The sequence below is a fragment of the Rummeliibacillus sp. BSL5 genome (assembly GCF_052928305.1).
This window is the reverse complement of the sequence record NZ_JAVGCV010000001.1, coordinates 1,247,507-1,265,543: the sequence shown is the minus strand read 5'-3', so window position 1 is coordinate 1,265,543 and position 18,037 is coordinate 1,247,507. Positions and strand designations below refer to the sequence as shown.

Annotated in this window: 20 protein-coding genes; all 20 read left to right on the top strand. The window is 36.9% G+C overall.

The features are described 5' to 3' along the window. The 20 genes from RCJ93_RS06485 (at nucleotide 1) to RCJ93_RS06390 (ending at nucleotide 18,029) form a co-directional block, all read left to right on the top strand. Nucleotides 1-615 carry a MotE family protein gene (locus RCJ93_RS06485; protein ID WP_446738648.1) on the top strand — a complete coding sequence of 205 codons (615 nt, stop codon included), beginning with the start codon at nucleotides 1-3 and terminating at the stop codon, nucleotides 613-615. 44 nt (nucleotides 616-659) lie between these two features. Beyond that, a complete protein-coding gene (locus RCJ93_RS06480) occupies nucleotides 660-1,979 on the top strand; it encodes a flagellar hook-length control protein FliK (RefSeq protein ID WP_446738647.1) in 1,320 nt (439 codons plus the stop codon). 3 nt (nucleotides 1,980-1,982) lie between these two features. Continuing rightward, the gene (gene flgD, locus RCJ93_RS06475; RefSeq protein ID WP_150283902.1) at nucleotides 1,983-2,666 is read left to right on the top strand and encodes a flagellar hook assembly protein FlgD; all 684 of its coding nucleotides are present in this window, start codon (nucleotides 1,983-1,985) and stop codon (nucleotides 2,664-2,666) included. Nucleotides 2,667-2,678: 12 nt separating this feature from the next. Beyond that, entirely contained in the window at nucleotides 2,679-3,062 is a 384-nt protein-coding gene (locus RCJ93_RS06470) for a TIGR02530 family flagellar biosynthesis protein (protein ID WP_446738646.1), read from the top strand. 77 nt (nucleotides 3,063-3,139) lie between these two features. Further along, a complete protein-coding gene (gene flgG, locus RCJ93_RS06465; protein WP_066785615.1) occupies nucleotides 3,140-3,922 on the top strand; it encodes a flagellar basal body rod protein FlgG in 783 nt (260 codons plus the stop codon). A 67-nt stretch (nucleotides 3,923-3,989) separates the two neighbouring features. Further along, complete coding sequence (locus RCJ93_RS06460; RefSeq protein ID WP_066785618.1) at nucleotides 3,990-4,214, top strand: flagellar FlbD family protein; 225 nt, start codon at nucleotides 3,990-3,992, stop codon at nucleotides 4,212-4,214. Next, nucleotides 4,201-4,629: a flagellar basal body-associated protein FliL gene (fliL, locus tag RCJ93_RS06455; RefSeq protein WP_066785621.1), complete on the top strand. Its 429-nt coding sequence runs from the start codon at nucleotides 4,201-4,203 to the stop codon at nucleotides 4,627-4,629. The genes RCJ93_RS06460 and fliL overlap by 14 nt, the downstream gene beginning before the upstream one ends. Nucleotides 4,630-4,697: 68 nt before the next feature. Further along, nucleotides 4,698-5,693 carry a flagellar motor switch protein FliM gene (gene fliM / locus RCJ93_RS06450; protein WP_066785624.1) on the top strand — a complete coding sequence of 332 codons (996 nt, stop codon included), beginning with the start codon at nucleotides 4,698-4,700 and terminating at the stop codon, nucleotides 5,691-5,693. Further along, nucleotides 5,686-6,906 (top strand): flagellar motor switch phosphatase FliY, encoded by a 1,221-nt coding sequence (fliY, locus tag RCJ93_RS06445; protein ID WP_150283905.1) that lies wholly within the window; start codon nucleotides 5,686-5,688, stop codon nucleotides 6,904-6,906. The genes fliM and fliY overlap by 8 nt, the downstream gene beginning before the upstream one ends. Nucleotides 6,907-6,926: 20 nt before the next feature. Beyond that, nucleotides 6,927-7,289: a response regulator gene (locus RCJ93_RS06440; RefSeq protein WP_066785630.1), complete on the top strand. Its 363-nt coding sequence runs from the start codon at nucleotides 6,927-6,929 to the stop codon at nucleotides 7,287-7,289. Nucleotides 7,290-7,329: 40 nt separating this feature from the next. Then, a complete protein-coding gene (locus tag RCJ93_RS06435) occupies nucleotides 7,330-7,968 on the top strand; it encodes a flagellar biosynthetic protein FliO (RefSeq protein ID WP_446738645.1) in 639 nt (212 codons plus the stop codon). After that, nucleotides 7,961-8,629, top strand: coding sequence for a flagellar type III secretion system pore protein FliP (gene fliP / locus RCJ93_RS06430; protein WP_147194135.1), 669 nt, complete (start codon nucleotides 7,961-7,963; stop codon nucleotides 8,627-8,629). Before RCJ93_RS06435 ends, fliP begins: the two co-directional genes overlap by 8 nt. 13 nt (nucleotides 8,630-8,642) lie before the next feature. After that, nucleotides 8,643-8,912, top strand: coding sequence for a flagellar biosynthesis protein FliQ (fliQ, locus tag RCJ93_RS06425; protein ID WP_446738644.1), 270 nt, complete (start codon nucleotides 8,643-8,645; stop codon nucleotides 8,910-8,912). Between the two features lie 4 nt (nucleotides 8,913-8,916). Then, nucleotides 8,917-9,693, top strand: coding sequence for a flagellar biosynthetic protein FliR (gene fliR / locus RCJ93_RS06420; RefSeq protein WP_446738643.1), 777 nt, complete (start codon nucleotides 8,917-8,919; stop codon nucleotides 9,691-9,693). A 1-nt stretch (nucleotide 9,694) separates the two neighbouring features. After that, nucleotides 9,695-10,780, top strand: coding sequence for a flagellar biosynthesis protein FlhB (flhB, locus tag RCJ93_RS06415; protein ID WP_446738642.1), 1,086 nt, complete (start codon nucleotides 9,695-9,697; stop codon nucleotides 10,778-10,780). 20 nt (nucleotides 10,781-10,800) lie between these two features. Next, nucleotides 10,801-12,834: a flagellar biosynthesis protein FlhA gene (flhA, locus tag RCJ93_RS06410; RefSeq protein WP_446738641.1), complete on the top strand. Its 2,034-nt coding sequence runs from the start codon at nucleotides 10,801-10,803 to the stop codon at nucleotides 12,832-12,834. Then, complete coding sequence (flhF, locus tag RCJ93_RS06405) at nucleotides 12,831-13,940, top strand: flagellar biosynthesis protein FlhF (RefSeq protein WP_446738640.1); 1,110 nt, start codon at nucleotides 12,831-12,833, stop codon at nucleotides 13,938-13,940. Before flhA ends, flhF begins: the two co-directional genes overlap by 4 nt. A gap of 2 nt (nucleotides 13,941-13,942) precedes the next feature. After that, nucleotides 13,943-14,812, top strand: coding sequence for a MinD/ParA family protein (locus tag RCJ93_RS06400; RefSeq protein WP_446738639.1), 870 nt, complete (start codon nucleotides 13,943-13,945; stop codon nucleotides 14,810-14,812). A 27-nt stretch (nucleotides 14,813-14,839) separates the two neighbouring features. Next, entirely contained in the window at nucleotides 14,840-15,955 is a 1,116-nt protein-coding gene (locus RCJ93_RS06395) for a protein-glutamate methylesterase/protein-glutamine glutaminase (protein WP_446738959.1), read from the top strand. Nucleotides 15,956-15,968: 13 nt separating this feature from the next. Further along, nucleotides 15,969-18,029 carry a chemotaxis protein CheW gene (locus RCJ93_RS06390; protein ID WP_446738638.1) on the top strand — a complete coding sequence of 687 codons (2,061 nt, stop codon included), beginning with the start codon at nucleotides 15,969-15,971 and terminating at the stop codon, nucleotides 18,027-18,029. Nucleotides 18,030-18,037: the final 8 nt, after the last annotated feature.

Below are 18,037 nucleotides of genomic sequence, written 5' to 3'. Positions count from 1 at the left end.
ATGGCAAAGCAAAAGCCCAAAAAAAGAAATGTACCTCAACAGAGCAATGAACAAACAATAGAAGAAAAAAACCCTGGTTTTTTCCAAAAGTTATTTTTTTGGGTCATTATTCCACTGCTATTTGTGTCTGCTGTGCTCCTGATTGTGGCAGAAGTTAGCGGAATTAATGTGTTTGAAAAAGCAAAAAATATGACAATTTCTTCTTCGCAAGACAATGAAGAGAATTTAACGAAAAGAAATTCACAAAATGAAAAGCAAATAGCCGATTTAAAAGCACAGCTCCAAGAAAAAGAAGCTGAAATAGCGAAGATGCAAGGTGAAATAGAAGATGCTAATAGTACAACTTCTAAAATGTCGATTGAAAAGCATCGTCTAGAAGTGCAATTAAAGAAGGCGGAAAACAATAAAAGTGAAACAACAAAGGAATTTGGCGATATTGTTACAACATACGAGAAAATGGCGCCAAAATCAGCTGCACCTGTTATAACAAACATGAAAGATAAAGATGCATTAAAAATCTTAACCAATCTTAAGCCGGATACACTCGCAGCTATTTTAGAAAAAATGCCAGCTGATAATGCTGCTCACTATACTTCGCTTTTATCCAAAAATTAGCACGAGCATGATCCGCATGTTTTCGATGAGAGGAGGTGAACACATTGAATATTGACCGATTAGATTTAATTCAACCAGTGAAAGTAGAAAATGAAGGAACCAAACCTCAACAACAATCGGAGAGGAATTCCGGCTTTTTAAATGAACTGACCACAGCGACAGAAAAGACTGCAAGTAAAACTGAGTCAAATGTTGTTGAGATACCTAAAGAAGATGAAGAAAAAAATACTTTTCGTGTAAATTTGCAACAAGGACTAGAAGGATTGTTAGGCGCAAGCCTAAAGCTTTCAAATACACAGGCTCAAGTTGAAAGTAATGAAGTAAAACCAGATGATTTGATGCCAATTTTGCAAACAAACACGTTAGAAGAACTTGGTCAGCTCTTAAATGTAAAGATAGATGAAGATGAACTAACAAACGGACCATTAACGTTAGATAAAATACTTTCTTCACTAGGAATTCAAAAAGAAGAGTTCCAAAAGACAATCAAACAATTAACAGAAGATGATGCAAAAGCACAGGACATTTGGGACTTGCTAGCTTCACTTGATCAGAATGCCTATTCTTTTATCCAAAAAATTGTCTCTTCTATTAATGGAGGAAAGGCTCCTGAATTGCCAAAGGCGCAAACATCAGAGTTACTCAAAGTTTTGAAAGTAGTAGCATTGGTTTCACAGAAAACAGATATGACGGTAAAGCAAGAATATTTAACATATCAAGCAAAAGAAATACTAAATGTTATTGCTGAAAAAGCAGGCCAACAAGCTGAACAAAGTAAAACTTCGAAGCTTACGTTGCCTAAATTGCAAAACACGCAAGATATGAATATAAAAACAAACTTAGAAGCGGCAGCAAATAATCAAGCAAGTACTGTTCAGCCGTTAACAAAAGAAATTACTTCTAACCATACAATTTCAATAGCTTTACCCGATAATAAAGCAGGGCAAGCTGAAACATTTGTGAAGGAATTCCAATCAATAATCGAACGAATGCAAATTTCAAAAAATATGGCTGGTACTAAACTGTTAATTAAGCTATATCCCGAAAACTTAGGATCCATTCGGGTAGAACTCTCTCAAAAAGATGGGTTACTGACAGCTCGTTTTCTAGCATCTACTGCTATTGGTAAGGACATGCTTGAAAGCCAAATACAGCAATTAAAGCAAGGGCTAGTCAATCAGCATATCCAATTAGATCGAATTGATGTGGCGCAAGCTTTGAGTGAGCCAGCAAGAAATGAAAAGGGCCAACAACAATTCCAGCAACAATCCTTTAAACAGCAAACAAATGACGATCAGCAGCAACCAGAAGAAAAAGAAGAGAGATCAAGCTTTGAGGATTTCTTAATGGAAATGGAGGTTTAATTATTGGAAGATGCTAAGGTGAATAATCAGTCTGTTAACACGAATTACTATTTATCCAATAAAAAAAATTCAACGAAGCAAACGGGTAATAGTTCATTAGACAAAGATGCTTTTTTGCAGCTTCTTGTGACACAGTTGCAAAATCAAGACCCGACAAGTCCAATGGATGATAAAGAATTCATCTCGCAAATGGCTCAATTTTCTTCATTAGAACAGATGCAAAATGTCGCCAAATCGATTGATTCTTTGTCAACCATCGCTCAACAATCGCAGCTTATGCAATACAACAGTTTTATTGGCAAAAGTGTTAATTGGCATGAAATAACGTCAAAAACGGATGAGGATGGCAAGCCTATCATCAATTCGGGTACGGGCGTTGTCAGTAAAATAACCTATGATGGTGATTCTGTGTTCTTAACTCTAGCAGACGGTAAAAAATTAACTCCTGCTAATATTTCTGAAGTAGTAGGTGATTCATCAACGGGTTCTGTTCCAAACTACTCAAGTTCCCTTGTTGAAGCTAGTATGCTAATAGGAAAAAATGTAACTTATAAAGATGAAAATGGTGATACAGATAAAACTGGCCAAATACAATCTGTGAAGAAATCAACTAATGGGGCTGTCATGTTTGTTTTATCTGATGGAAAAGAGATAAAAGAAGATCAGTTTACCTCTATCTCTGCCTAGGGAGGAGTAAATATGACGAAAATCAACTTTATCCCTCAACCATATCCGTTGCAAAAAGGTTTGCCGCCGAGAAATGTTCAAATAACAAAGCAAACATCAATCCAATCTTTTGGGGATCTTTTGGCAGAGCAGACAAATGGTCAGCTGAAAATTAGTAAGCATGCATCGAATAGGCTCAATGAACGCAATATTCATATTGATGAAAAGCAGTGGGCCAAAATTTCAACTAAAGTACAGGAAGCTAAAGCCAAGGGAGTCAATGAATCACTTGTTTTACTGAATAACGCTGCACTAATCGTCAGCGCGAAAAATGCAACCGTCATTACAGCCATGGACTTACAAGAAGCAGAAAATCAATTATTTACTAATATTAACGGAGCTATAGTGCTAAGCTAGGCAGGACCAGAAATGGATGCCTATGTATTGCCGAATGACAGAGGCAATACGCTTACTATGAAGGGAGAAAACATATTATGTTACGATCTATGTATTCAGGAATTAGCGGTCTTAAAAACTTTCAAACTAAATTAGATGTAATCGGCAATAACATTGCTAATGTAAACACGTACGGCTTTAAAAAAGGGCGAGTTGTTTTTAAAGACTTAATCTCACAAACTACTCAAGGAGCCACAGCACCTGGAGATAATTTAGGTGGTGTGAATCCAAAACAAGTAGGACTTGGCTCTCAAATCGCTACCATCGATACAATCCATGATGCAGGCTCTATGCAGACAACAGGTCGGACATTAGATGTCGCGATTGCAGGCGATGGCTACTTTGTCGTGAAAGATGGAGAAAATGAATATTATACAAGAGCAGGTAACTTTTATTTAGATAGCAATGGAACATTAGTAACAGGGGATGGGAAAAAAGTGGAAGTAGGAGGGGAAGTATCAATACCTACAACGGCAACACAGATAACAATAGGTAAAGATGGAACGGTCTCTTATATGGAAAATAATACACTGGTACAAGCTGGTCAAATTCAGATTGCTCGATTTGCGAACCCTGCTGGATTAACAAAAGTAGGCGGTAACTACTTCCAAGCGTCTAATAACTCTGGTGAAGCTCAAATCGGTAATCCGAACGAAGAAGGAAGAGGAACTGTTGAATCTAGTTTCCTTGAAATGTCCAATGTAGATTTATCTGAAGAGTTTACGGAAATGATTGTAGCTCAACGTGGTTTCCAAGCAAATTCCCGTATTATCACTACGTCTGATGAAATCCTACAAGAACTAGTGAATTTAAAACGATAATATAGTTAGACAATTTTAAAATGAGGAGGGGGCTGGGCCGGCTCTATTCACCCGGCCCTTATATCCTATGATTTCTTTAACAAAGCTTAATAAAAAAGCATTTTCATTGAATGCTTTATACATAGAATCGGTCGAAGAGTTTCCTGATACAACCATCACGTTAACAACTGGGCGAAAATATGTGGTATTAGAATCAAAAGAAGAAGTACAACGCAAAATAATCGCGTTTTACCGCTCGGTTCAACTTTTATCAAACCCGCATCTAAGAGGTGAGAAAGATGAAGAAGAATAAACTACTAACAATCATGTTGATTATCCTTGTTTCCATTACATTGTTAGGTGTTGTCGCTGTAGTCGTTGTGACACAATTAAATAAAGGGGCAGAGCCTAAAGTGGAAAGTATTGATGATGTCGTAGCATCATCGGTAGATATTGAAGAAATTACTACCAATATTAAAGAAGATAATTATGTTAAAATTGCTTTAAAAATACAAACATCAAATAAAGATGCAGCAGCAGAATTAACAAAACGTGATTTTCAAGTGAAAAGCATCCTTATTGATGAGCTTTCTGAAATGTCCAGAGAAGATTTGGAAGGTAAGAAAGGCAAAGAATTATTGGAAAGTACTTTAAAAACAAAAATTAATGAATTAATGCAAGAAGGAGAAGTTCAGCAAGTATATATAACTTCTTATATTATTCAATAAAATTTTTTAATTTACTTTGCCGGAAATAGACATTAAAAGCTTTATTTAATTTGTTTGGAGGTGATCGAATGGCAGGAGATGTGTTATCGCAATCTGAAATTGATGCACTGCTATCAGCTTTGTCTACAGGAGAGATGTCAGCAGATGATATTAAGAAGGAAGAGGAAGCGAAAAAGGTAAAAGTATATGATTTTAAACGTGCACTTCGTTTTTCGAAAGATCAAATTCGCAGTTTAACACGTATACACGAAAATTTTGCACGTTTGCTTACCACTTTCTTTTCTGCTCAGCTTAGAACATATGTACAAATTACTGTTGCATCCGTAGACCAAATCCCATTCGAAGAATTTATCAGATCCATTCCGAATATGACGTTGATTAATGTATTTGAGGTACCTCCGTTAGACGGTAATATCTTAATGGAGATCAATCCAAATATCGCATATTCTATGTTGGATCGTTTAATGGGAGGAAGCGGCTCAAGCCATAGTAATGTAGATAACCTCACTGAGATTGAAACGAAAATTATGACAAACCTTTTTGAGCGTTCTTTTGATAATTTAAGAGAAGCATGGGCCAATATAGCAGACATTGACCCCATATTAAATGAATTGGAAGTTAATCCGCAATTTTTACAAATGATATCACCGAATGAAACGGTGGTCGTCATTTCTTTTAACTCTATAATAGGTGAAACAAGTGGCATGATTAATATTTGTATACCACATGTTGTCTTGGAGCCCATTGTTCCAAACCTATCTGTCCGCTACTGGATGCAATCTAATAAAGCAGATGTTTCACCAGAACAAACCGCGATTATTGAAAAGAGGGTGAAACAATCTGAATTAGAAGTGGTAGCTCAGCTAGGTGATACTGATATTAGCATTGAAGATTTTCTCACACTTCAATATGGTGATGTGTTGCAGTTAGATCAAAAAATTAGCGATCCGTTAACTTTAAGTGTTGGAGGAATCCCTAAATTTACAATACAGCCTGGTACCATTAAGAAAAGAATGGCTGTCCAAATTATTGATTCTTTGAAAGGAGGAGACGACGATGAGTGATGACATGTTGTCGCAAGAAGAAATTGAAGCCCTACTGAGAGGTGAGTCAATTAATAATAACGATGATAACGTCGATAATGATGCTTCAGCGACCGAAACGTATAATGTGACAGACTATTTAGATCCAATGTCACAAGATGCGCTTGGCGAAATTGGAAACATTTCATTTGGTAGCTCAGCTACTGCCCTTTCATCATTATTGGGCCAGAAAGTTGAAATTACAACACCATCTATTACGATGATTAACCGCACGAATCTTGAAGCGGAATTCCCTCACCCGTATGTAGCTATTCAGGTCGAATATACTACTGGTTTAATAGGAATGAATTTATTAGTCATTAAACAATCAGATGCAGCAATTATTGCTGATTTGATGTTAGGAGGGGACGGGCAAGCACCCGCCGAAGATCTAGGAGAGATTCATTTGAGTGCAGTGCAAGAAGCAATGAACCAAATGATGGGTTCTGCTGCTACGTCAATGTCTACTATCTTTAATAAAAAAGTAGATATTTCACCGCCGATGATTGACCTCATGAATATCTCTAACAATGAGGGGACAGAAAATATTCCAACAGATGAATTGCTCGTAAAAGTCTCATTTAGATTAAAGATTGGCAATTTAATAGATTCAAATATTATGCAGTTACTGCCTTTAGAGTTTAGTAAATCTCTTGTCCATCAATTAATGAATCCTGAACAGGAAGAATCGGCTGTAACGGCGACAGAACTTCCCGAAACAACGATGCAGCATCAGCAAGAGGAAATTCATGCTGCACCAGTTAATACACAGCAAGAAGAACGACCAGTACAACAAAATACACAACCGCCGATGAATCATCAGCAGACACAAGAAGAGCCGTATATGATACAAGCGCGAGAACAGAGACAACCTGCAAACGTACAGCAAGCACAATTTGCTAGCTTTGAAAATACGAATTTGAAACAATCAGAAGCTAGAAATTTAGATATGTTGCTTGACATACCATTGCAAGTTACTGTTGAATTAGGTCGTACGAAACGTTCTGTAAAGGAAATTTTAGAACTAGCTAGCGGTTCCATTATAGAGCTGGATAAATTAGCTGGTGAACCAGTTGATATCCTAGTCAATAGTCGTCTAATTGCAAAAGGAGAAGTAGTTGTAATTGACGAGAATTTCGGTGTGCGTATTACAGATATCTTAAGCAAAGCAGACCGGCTCAATAATCTGAAATAGAAGTAAACGGGGGAATAAGAATGTCAAAACGTATTTTAATTGTAGATGACGCAGCATTTATGCGAATGATGATCAAGGATATCCTAACGAAGAATGGATTTGAGGTTGTCGGAGAAGCTGGAGATGGAGCACAAGCTGTCGAAAAGTATGCCGAGTTAAAACCCGATTTAGTCACAATGGATATTACAATGCCTGAAATGGACGGCATTGCTGCATTGAAAGAAATTAAACAAAAAGATCCTAGTGCTATTATTATCATGTGTTCAGCTATGGGACAACAAGCTATGGTAATCGATGCAATTCAAGCGGGTGCAAAAGACTTTATCGTTAAGCCTTTCCAAGCAGATCGTGTAATCGAAGCTATCCAAAAAGCGTTAGGTTAAGTAAATGCGCTCTAAGTTACTTCTAAAAATAATGTTATGTTTGACGGCATTATTTTTAATTACAAACCTTACTACGCCACATGTATCTATTGTTCATGCAGCATCGCATGATTCAGTTGATGATTGTTTGAAAAACCGGGATACATGTAAGAATGATACTTTGGCGCCTGTCTCGGATGATGATTCCGGGACAGCTGTCGGTTTGTCGGCATGGGATTATATTAAAATGATGCTAGCTCTCGGCTTTGTAGTAGTCCTCCTTTACGGGGTGCTAAAGCTTGTGAACAGTCGAAATAGTAAATATCAACAAAATCAACTTATGCAAAATTTAGGTGGCATTTCATTGGGGCAGCAAAAATCTGTACAGCTCTTAAAAGTTGGACAAGCGCTCTATATTGTAGGCGTTGGCGAAAATGTTAATATGCTGAAAGAAGTGACGGACCAAAATGAGAAAGAACGTCTGCTAGAACTATACAATGAACGGCAGGAACGTTCCTCACAAATGCCATATATACTGGAACTTTTAAACAAAAAAAAGGGTCGGAAAAATAACCATCAAAAGGATCTTGCAAATCTGGACTTCAAAGGAGAATTAGAAGAACAGTTGCAAGAAATGAAAGAGCATCGCAATCAACAACTAGAAGAATGGAAACAAAAGGAGAGTAGAAAAAATGAATGATTTTATCCATTATTTCTCTGATAGTGATCCTTCCAATGTTTCATCTTCTGTAAAGCTATTGCTTACGCTGACAGTTTTATCTTTAGCACCAAGCATTTTAATTTTAATGACCTGCTTTACTAGAATCGTCATTATTTTATCGTTTGTGCGTACAGCTCTAGCCACACAACAAATGCCACCAAATCAGGTGATTGTTGGTTTAGCGCTATTTTTAACTTTTTTCATTATGGCACCTACATTTCAGGATGTTAATAAACATGCATTGCAACCATTATTTGATGAAAAGATAACATTAGATGAAGCATACTCAAAAGCTAGCAAACCATTTAAAGAGTTTATGAGCAAGCATACGAGGCAGAAAGATTTAGACCTATTCTTAAAGTATTCTGGTGCGAAGGAACGTCCAAAAACGATTGAGGATATTCCACTTACAACAATGGTGCCTGCTTACACCATTAGTGAATTAAAAACAGCCTTTCAAATGGGTTTTATGATCTTCATTCCGTTTTTAGTTATTGATATGATTGTTGCAAGTATATTAATGTCCATGGGGATGATGATGTTACCGCCAGTTATGATTTCATTGCCATTTAAGATATTGTTATTCGTTTTGGTAGATGGTTGGTACCTGGTAGTAAAATCGCTTTTAGAAAGTTTTTAGGGGATGAGTATATATGTCAGCTGAAATGGTAATTAAAGTCGCAGAAGAATCAATTAAAATCATATTGCTCGTCTCAGGACCACTTTTGCTTGTAGCACTTGTCACAGGGCTTTTGGTTAGTATTTTCCAAGCTACAACCCAAATACAAGAACAAACGCTAGCTTTTGTGCCGAAAATTGTCGCTGTGTTAGTGGCCCTTATTTTTTTTGGCCCTTGGATGCTTACAAAAATGACATCCTTTACGAAAGACATTATTGCAAATCTCGGCAGCTTTATAGGGTGATTTGATGGAAGAACTATTACCTAAAATAAGCGTATTATTGCTCATACTTGTTCGGATATCTTCTTTTTTTATGATTGTGCCTTTTTATTCTTACCGCACAATTCCTGCGAAAGTAAAAATTGCTATTGCATTAGTACTTTCATGGATGATGTATTACACCATGGACATTAAGCCTTTTGAGATCAATGGAGACTACGTATTGCTGATCTTAAAAGAAGCTGTTGTCGGCCTTTCTATAGGACTAATAGCTTACATAATAATGACGGCAATTCAAATTGCAGGTGGTTTTATCGATTTTCAAATGGGTTTTGCAATCGCGAATGTCATAGATCCTCAAACAGGTGCACAAACACCACTAATGGGACAATTTTTTAATACACTTTCACTCTTAGTTCTTATCGGCACAAATGGACATCATTTAATATTAGACGGAATTTATTATAGTTATCAATATATACCGATGGACAATGTGTGGCCGGATTTCGGAGGAAATAATACGCCGGTGTTTGTTATGAAAACATTCGCAAGTGCATTTGGGATTGCTTTTCAAATGTCCATTCCAATTGTTGCTACACTATTCCTTGTAGATATTGCATTAGGTATAACAGCGAGGACTGTTCCACAATTAAATATATTTGTGGTTGGTTTTCCAGTTAAAATAGGTGTAAGTTTTATTGTATTAATTGTCACGATGAGCGTAATGGTTATGGTTATGCAAAGGCTATTTAATATGATGCTTATTGCAATGCGAGAATTTATGGCATTATTAGGTGGGGGATAGAATGGAATGGCTTCAATTAGACTTGCAATTTTTTGCAGGTGAAAAAACGGAAAGAGCAACACCTAAAAAAAGACAAGATGCCAGAAAGAAAGGACAAGTACTAAAGAGCCAAGATGTTACCAGTGCTATTGTCCTGCTATCTGTTTTTCTATTTCTACTCATTGGTGCTGGATCCATGCGCGATAGAATCCTTTCTTTTTTTAAACAAACCTTTTCTAAATACATGCTTATGGATTCTTTATCAATAGAGGTTGCCATACAGATTTATAAAGATGTAGTTGTCGAAATGGCATATGTTTTATTGCCGATTATGGCCATTGCTGTTGTAGCAGGAGTAGCAGGAAACTTTTTGCAATTTGGCCTACTCTTTACGACAGAGCCATTAAAATTTGACTTAACAAAGTTAGATCCTATTAAAGGTTTAAAAAGAATTATTTCCGTGAGATCAATAATTGAATTACTAAAATCTATTTTAAAAATTTCTTTGATTGGTTCAGTAACAACAGCCATTCTCTGGATGAATATTGATGAAGTATTAAGTCTTTCTTTTAAATCGGCAGGAGCAACCTTAAGAACAATAGCAAAACTGACTGTACTAATGGGGATTGCTGCTTCTACCGTTTTATTAATTATAGCTATACTTGATTATCTTTATCAGAAATTTGACTATGAAAAAAACCTAAAAATGTCTAAGCAGGACATTAAGGATGAATATAAAAATTCAGAAGGTGATCCGCTTATTAAGTCCAAAATTAAGCAAAGACAGCGCGAAATGGCTATGAGGCGGATGATGCAAGAAGTACCGCATGCCGATGTGGTGATTACTAACCCGACACATTATGCTATTGCATTAAAATATGATGACCAAACAATGGATGCACCGCAAGTCATTGCTAAAGGAACAGATTTGATCGCCCAAAAAATTAAGTTAATCGCGAAAGAAAATAATGTTGTGATGGTAGAAAATCGCCCGCTCGCACGTGCAATGTACGATCAAGTAGAAATCGGAAAGCATATTCCAGATGAGTTTTTAAAGGCCGTAGCTGAGGTGTTAGCGTATGTATATAGAATTAAGCAAAAAATTTAAGGGCCAGAGGGAGAGATAATATGAAATTTCGCGATATTGCGGTATTAGCAGCGGTTATTATGATTGTAGCGATGCTCATCATCCCTTTGCCGCCATGGTTATTAAGTTTTTTAATCATTGTGAATATAACACTTGCATTACTTGTTCTGTTAACAGCTATGAACATGAAGGAAGCATTAGAATTTTCTATCTTTCCTTCGCTCTTATTATTGTTAACATTATTCCGATTAGGATTGAACGTCTCCACTACACGTGCAATTCTAACTGGTGGAGATGCAGGGAACGTAGTAGAAACTTTCGGAACATTCGTTGTCCGTGGTAATGTTTTGGTAGGGTTAGTGGTCTTTGTTATTTTAGTTATTATTCAGTTTATCGTTATTACAAAAGGTTCAGAACGTGTATCAGAAGTAGCAGCACGTTTTACATTAGATGCAATGCCTGGTAAACAAATGGCCATTGATGCGGATTTGAACGCAGGTTTAATTTCTGAAACGGATGCAAGAGAACGCCGTGAAAAAGTGAGTAATGAAGCTGACTTCTATGGATCAATGGATGGTGCCACTAAATTTGTAAAAGGTGATGCCATTGCAGCAATTATCATAGTAATGATCAATTTAATTATCGGATTAGTAATCGGTATTGTACAAATGGATATGGAATTTTCGGATGCAGTCCATTTATTTACGACTTTAACGGTTGGTGATGGACTAGTTTCGCAAGTGCCAGCATTATTGATTTCAACTGCGACTGGTATCGTTGTTACTCGAGCAGCATCAGAGGGTAATCTAAGTACAGATATTACTGGACAGCTCTTTACAAATCCTACATTGATTTATATAGCAGCTGGTACTATTTTTACTTTAGGCCTAGTAACGCCGATAAAATTTATCTATACCGTTCCTGTGGCTGCTATTCTTGCATTTATCGCCTATCGACTGAAAAATGCACACAAAGAAGATATTGAAGAATTAGAACAAATCGAAGAAGTAGAAACAACAGACAATTTAAAAAGCCCTGAAAATGTTGTTAATCTATTAAATGTAGATCCAATTGAGTTTGAGTTTGGTTATGGGTTGATTCCTCTTGTTGATGCAACGCAAGGTGGAGATTTACTAGATCGTGTTGTTATGATTCGAAGGCAATTGGCCCTTGAATTAGGGATTGTCATTCCAGTAGTCCGAATTCGCGATAATATTCAGCTTCAGCCTAATGAATATCGAATTAAGATAAAAGGCAGTGAGATGGCACATGGAGAATTGCTTCTTGACCATTATCTAGCAATGAGCCCAGGCGATGATGATTCGATTGAAGGAATTGATACAGTAGAACCGTCATTTGGGTTACCAGCTAAATGGATTACAGAACAAGTGAAGGAAGAGGCTGAGATGCTTGGTTATACAGTTGTTGATCCGCCTAGCGTTGTCTCTACGCATTTAACGGAAGTGATTCGTGCAAATGCAGCTCAATTATTAGGCAGACAAGAGACTAAACAATTGATAGACCATTTACAAGAGACAGCACCAATCTTGGTTGAAGAAACAACGCCAACTCCGCTGTCTATAGGTGAGATCCAAAAGGTTTTAGCAAAGCTTTTGGCTGAAAATGTATCTATACGGAATTTGCCCATTATATTTGAAACATTGGCTGACTACTCCAAGTTAACATCTGATGTGGATGTATTAACAGAGTATGTAAGGCAGTCATTAGCACGACAGATTACGACGCAGTATTCAAATGGCGAGCAAGAGCTGAAAGTGTTGACTGTTTCAGCTAAAGTAGAAAAAATGATTGCAGATAGTATCCAACAAACAGACCATGGAAATTACTTGGCAATGGATCCGAATGACTCTCAAGCTATTTTAGAGTCCATTGCAAAAGAAGTGGAACGTATTGCTTTGTTTGAGCAATCACCTCTTATCCTTTGTTCGCCTGCTGTACGCATGTATGTAAGGCAGCTAACAGAAAGATATTTTCCACAAATTCCAATCCTATCATATAACGAATTAGAAGCATCGATTGAGATTCAAAGCGTTGGGGTGGTGAATGTAGAATGAAAATGAAGAAATATACAGCAGCAACGATGGTTCTTGCAATGAAAAAAGTGGAACAAGACTTAGGCGATGATGCAATCATTGTAAGTTCGAAAGTTGTCTATTCAAAGGGCTTCTTAGGAATGTTTAAAAAAAAGAGTATAGAAGTCATCGCGGGTAAGGAACCAGTAAGAAAGACTACAAGCGTTTCTATTCCTGAAATAGACGATTCGCCGAAAGATGCAGTACTTCCTAATGAACACTCAGAGAAAATTAATAAAGAGCTGGCAGATTTAAAATCTTTAGTTAAAACGATACAAAGACAATCGGTCAGTTACCAATATCCTGATGAATATGAGGAAATCATTCAACGACTAGAGCAGCAAGAGCTAAATCCTGAGCTCATCACAGCAGTAGGTGATGAGCTCTTTCAAGTGAAGAAAAATGGAAACGAGAAATTAGCGAAAGAGGACTATAAAGAGCTAGCTAAAGAAGAGCTTATTAAATTATTACAAGGGCTCCCATTTGGAGGACTCTCGTATAACAAAAAATATATCAATGTTTTAGGTCCGACTGGTGTCGGCAAAACGACAACCATTGCGAAAATGGCAGCACTTGCTGTTTTGCAGAAAAAGAAGAAAATTGGTTTTATTACAACAGATACTTATCGGATTGCAGCGATTGAACAATTAAAAATCTATGCGAACTTACTTCAATCACCAGTAGAAATAGTTTATAGCAAAGAAGATTATGAACAAGCACTAGTCAAATTTGATTCATTGGATATTGTTTTTATTGACACAGCGGGAAGAAATTATCGAGAGGCAAAATATATCAATGATTTACGTGAACTAATAAATATAGAAGATAATATGGAAAATTATCTGGTGCTCTCATTGACAGCGAAAGAACAGGATATGACAGAGATTGTAGATCAATTTTCAGAGATACCTATTGAAAAGTTCATATTTACTAAGATGGATGAGACAATTTCCATTGGCTCAATGATCAATTTAATGGTTAAATATAAGAAGGGACTTGCTTACTATACGAATGGTCAGGAAGTACCAGAGGATATTGAGGAAGCTACTGCTGAAAATATAGTCGAATTGCTCATTCAAGGAGATTAGTTATGAAAGATCAAGCTCAATCATTAAGAATGAAAATGCAGCAAAATGCCCGGTTAGGAAAATCAATTGCCGTTGTGAGCGGAAAAGGTGGGGTAGGAAAGAGCAATTTTACTACTAACTTTTCTAATATGCTAATGTCCTATGAAAAAAAAGTGATTATTATTGATATGGATATTGGTATGGGAAATGTCCATATTTTATTAGGTAGAAGTGCCCGCTATAGCTTAAAAGATTACTTGCAAGGCGAAGTGACACTTGAAGAAGTGATATATGATGGACCCAATAATTTGAATTATGTCTCTGGAGGGACGGGATTAGCAAGCATTTTAGAATGGACAGATGAAATGGTTGATCGTCTGCTTCTTGCTTTTGCAAAACTGCAGAAAGACTATGACTATATCTTATTTGATATGGGAGCTGGCGCCACTAACTGGTCTTTAGATTTACTAAATGCGGTGGATGACATTATTGTCATTTCTACCACAGAGCCGACATCCATAACAGATGCATATTCTATGATGAAGTATATTCATTTTAAAGATCGAGAAAAAAATTTCTATTTGCTTTGTAATAGAGTAATAACAAATGAGGAAGGAACCGATACATTAATTAGACTTAAACAAACAATGGCGCGTTTTTTGTCAAAAGACGTAACAATATTAGGATCCTTGCCTGAAGATCCTATAGTTCCGAAAGCTGTAAAACAACAAGAGCTTTTTACAATCTTATATCCCAATAGCAAGATTGCTAAAATAATGGAAGATATTACGAAGCGATATATAGAAGGGCATGCTTTTGACGGTTTTATAACGCAACAGCCAAATAAGTTTATTTCTAAATTAAGAAGTATTTTTTTAAAAGGGCGTGATTAGTTGTCTATTATTCATTCCAAATCATTAATGATTGTCGATGATTCAGCATTTATGAGAAAGTTGTTGTCTGACTTTTTTGCAGATCATCCATATATTCGGGTTGTTGGCACAGCGAGAAACGGAATGGATGCAATAAAGAAAATTCAAATGCTGAAGCCTGACATTGTCACAATGGATATTGAAATGCCATTAATGAATGGCCTTGAAGCTTTAAAAATTATTATGAAAGACCACCCACTGCCTGTGATTATGTTGTCTAGCGCTACCCAAAGCGGGGCAAAAAGCACGTTTGAAGCGATGGATGCCGGTGCAGTAGATTTTATTCCAAAGCCAAGCGGCGCTATTTCACTTGACTTAAAGGATATTAAATCGGACATTATCCGTATTGTAGAAAATGCAGCTACTGTCCATGTGTCTAAGTTGACGAAAAAAAGAGAACCAATAGATGAAAAAATCAACATTTCAAAAAATTTATTGGGAGATCAAAAAACAGTAAAGCCTTTAAATGAATCAAATGTTAAAACCCAAACGATAACATCATCAACACAAAAAAGTTGGCATACCAATGCTAAAAAAATCGTATTGATTGGCACTTCAACAGGAGGACCGCGTGCACTGCAAGAGGTCATCCCCTACTTGCCTCAAGATATGAAAGCACCTGTCATAATCGTTCAGCACATGCCGATGGGCTTCACCAAATCATTGGCTAACCGGTTGGATCAATTGTCCAAAATACGAGTGAAGGAAGCAGAGCAAGGAGACATTTTGCAAAACGGTGTGGCATATATAGCTCCTGGAGGTTATCATCTTCGCCTTCGGAAAGTCGCGAAAACATATGCAATTGAACTTGACAATGTAGAACCACCAAATGGAGGTCATCGTCCTTCTGTCGATATTATGTTCGATAGCGTCAGCCAGTTTAATGATCTCGACAAAATAGCTGTCATCATGACAGGCATGGGGTCTGACGGGACAAAGGGCTTGCAGGCTCTAAAAAGAAACGGAAATGTGAAAGCAATCGCCGAATCAGCTAATACAAGTGTTGTATATGGGATGCCGAAAGCTGCCTATGCGACAGGTTTGGTAGATGAAGTAGCAGATTTACACGATATTTCAAAAACAATAATGAAATATTTGACTTAAGGGAGGACTCTTCATGGATACAAATCAATATTTAGAGGTCTTTATAGATGAGAGTAAAGAACATCTTCAATCATGTAACGAAAATTTGCTGGCTCTAGAACAAAATCCACATGATTTAGCTATCGTAAATGAAATTTTTCGGAATGCCCACACATTAAAAGGGATGTCTGCCACAATGGGATTTGAAGACCTAGCAGACTTAACTCACAAGATGGAAAATGTATTAGACGGTATCCGCAATGAAAAAATTATAGTAACGCCGGAAATTCTGGATGTGGTATTTGAATCCGTGGACCATCTTGAAGCAATGATTGATGATATCTCTGGCGGAGGTGATGGAAAAAGAGATGTTACGAGCACTGTACAAAAATTAAAAATGATTGAGAATGGTGAAGAAATCGTACAAGCTTCTGGTGCGAAAGAGGAAGTACAAGAATCTGGAGCATCTTCAAATGATGCTTTGCAATTCGATGAATTTGAATTAACAGTGCTTCAGCAATCTCGCGAGCAAGGTTTTCATACATATGAGATTACCGTCATGCTACGTGCTGACTGTCTTTTAAAGGCTGCCCGCGTTTATATGGTATTTGATATTCTTGAAAAATTGGGTGATGTCGTGAAATCTTCGCCATCTGTAGATAAGTTGGAAGAAGAACAATTCGACCAAGAATTCCACGTTGCCTTTATAACTAAAGAACCAATTAACGACTTACAAAGTAAGCTAATGAAGGTTTCTGAAGTTGAACAGATTACTGTCACACCAATTGATGAATCAAAGGCTAATGAAGAGGCGGCAGCAACAACGGTAGAAGAAACAGCAGAAGTAGTTTCTAAAGATGAAAAACCAACTAAAGAGACTACGGCCCAAAAAGCAGCAAACTCAGTACCAAATAATAAGGTCTCAGAGAAGAAAAGTGCCCAAGGTAGTAAAACAATACGTGTTAACATTGAGCGATTGGATATTTTGATGAACTTATTTGAAGAGCTTGTAATCGATCGTGGGCGTTTACAATCAATTGCTGGTGAATTGAATCATGGCGAGTTGAATGAAACCGTAGAAAGAATGGCACGTATTTCTGGCGACTTACAGAATATTATTTTAACCATGCGCATGGTGCCAGTTGAAACAGTATTCAATCGTTTCCCCAAAATGGTACGTCAGTTAGCCCGCGATTTGCATAAACAAGTCAATCTTGAAATCATCGGGGCAGAAACTGAATTGGATAGAACAGTTATTGATGAAATAGGTGATCCGCTTGTCCATTTAATTCGAAATGCTTTAGATCACGGTGTAGAAGATCCAGAAGTACGTAAGAAAGCTGGCAAAACAGAACAAGGCAATATCGTTTTGCGCGCTTATCATAGCGGTAACCATGTGTTTATCGAGCTTGAAGATGATGGTGCAGGAATCAATAGAGAACGAGTTTTAGAAAAAGCGATTGCTAAAGGAATTGTTACAGCTGAAGCTGCAGAATCAATGTCAGATCAACAAGTGAATGAATTAATTTTGTCTTCAGGCTTTTCAACAGCTTCGGTTATTTCTGATATATCTGGTCGTGGAGTAGGCTTAGATGTAGTTAAATCTACAATCGAGTCATTAGGCGGTAATATTACGATTGAATCTGTAGAAGGCAAAGGTTCATTATTCTCTATACAGTTACCACTGACTCTATCAATTATTTCAGTGATGCTTGTTGAAATTGAAAAAGAAATTTATGCTATTCCGCTTTCATCTATTATTGAGACATCAATTATTCGGAATTCTGACATTATGAATGCGCATAATCAAAAAGTAATCGATTTTCGCGGGAAAGTTGTGCCGTTATTATTCCTTGATGAATTCTTTGATGTACCTCGCCCAGAACCAAAGAATGATGAATTCCATTCTGTAGTTCTTGTGCGAAAAGGAGAAAAAATGGCAGGATTAGTGGTCGATTCGTTTATAGGCCAGCAAGAGATTGTGTTGAAATCATTAGGAAATTACTTAACAAATGTATTTGCCATTTCGGGGGCTACTATCCTTGGAAACGGCCAAGTAGCATTAATTGTAGACTGTAATTCACTAATTAAATAATGTTTAGA

Excerpts from the sequence above, each read along its gene's own strand:
- RCJ93_RS06485 (WP_446738648.1), top strand. The coding sequence starts at position 1 with ATGGCAAAGCAAAAGCCCAAAAAAAGAAATGTACCTCAACAGAGCAAT.
- RCJ93_RS06470 (WP_446738646.1), top strand. The coding sequence starts at position 2,679 with ATGACGAAAATCAACTTTATCCCTCAACCATATCCGTTGCAAAAAGGT.
- flgG (WP_066785615.1), top strand. The coding sequence starts at position 3,140 with ATGTTACGATCTATGTATTCAGGAATTAGCGGTCTTAAAAACTTTCAA.
- RCJ93_RS06460 (WP_066785618.1), top strand. The coding sequence starts at position 3,990 with ATGATTTCTTTAACAAAGCTTAATAAAAAAGCATTTTCATTGAATGCT.
- fliL (WP_066785621.1), top strand. The coding sequence starts at position 4,201 with ATGAAGAAGAATAAACTACTAACAATCATGTTGATTATCCTTGTTTCC.
- fliM (WP_066785624.1), top strand. The coding sequence starts at position 4,698 with ATGGCAGGAGATGTGTTATCGCAATCTGAAATTGATGCACTGCTATCA.
- fliY (WP_150283905.1), top strand. The coding sequence starts at position 5,686 with ATGAGTGATGACATGTTGTCGCAAGAAGAAATTGAAGCCCTACTGAGA.
- RCJ93_RS06440 (WP_066785630.1), top strand. The coding sequence starts at position 6,927 with ATGTCAAAACGTATTTTAATTGTAGATGACGCAGCATTTATGCGAATG.
- fliP (WP_147194135.1), top strand. The coding sequence starts at position 7,961 with ATGAATGATTTTATCCATTATTTCTCTGATAGTGATCCTTCCAATGTT.
- fliQ (WP_446738644.1), top strand. The coding sequence starts at position 8,643 with ATGTCAGCTGAAATGGTAATTAAAGTCGCAGAAGAATCAATTAAAATC.
- fliR (WP_446738643.1), top strand. The coding sequence starts at position 8,917 with ATGGAAGAACTATTACCTAAAATAAGCGTATTATTGCTCATACTTGTT.
- flhB (WP_446738642.1), top strand. The coding sequence starts at position 9,695 with ATGGAATGGCTTCAATTAGACTTGCAATTTTTTGCAGGTGAAAAAACG.
- flhA (WP_446738641.1), top strand. The coding sequence starts at position 10,801 with ATGAAATTTCGCGATATTGCGGTATTAGCAGCGGTTATTATGATTGTA.
- flhF (WP_446738640.1), top strand. The coding sequence starts at position 12,831 with ATGAAAATGAAGAAATATACAGCAGCAACGATGGTTCTTGCAATGAAA.
- RCJ93_RS06400 (WP_446738639.1), top strand. The coding sequence starts at position 13,943 with ATGAAAGATCAAGCTCAATCATTAAGAATGAAAATGCAGCAAAATGCC.
- RCJ93_RS06395 (WP_446738959.1), top strand. The coding sequence starts at position 14,840 with ATGATTGTCGATGATTCAGCATTTATGAGAAAGTTGTTGTCTGACTTT.
- RCJ93_RS06390 (WP_446738638.1), top strand. The coding sequence starts at position 15,969 with ATGGATACAAATCAATATTTAGAGGTCTTTATAGATGAGAGTAAAGAA.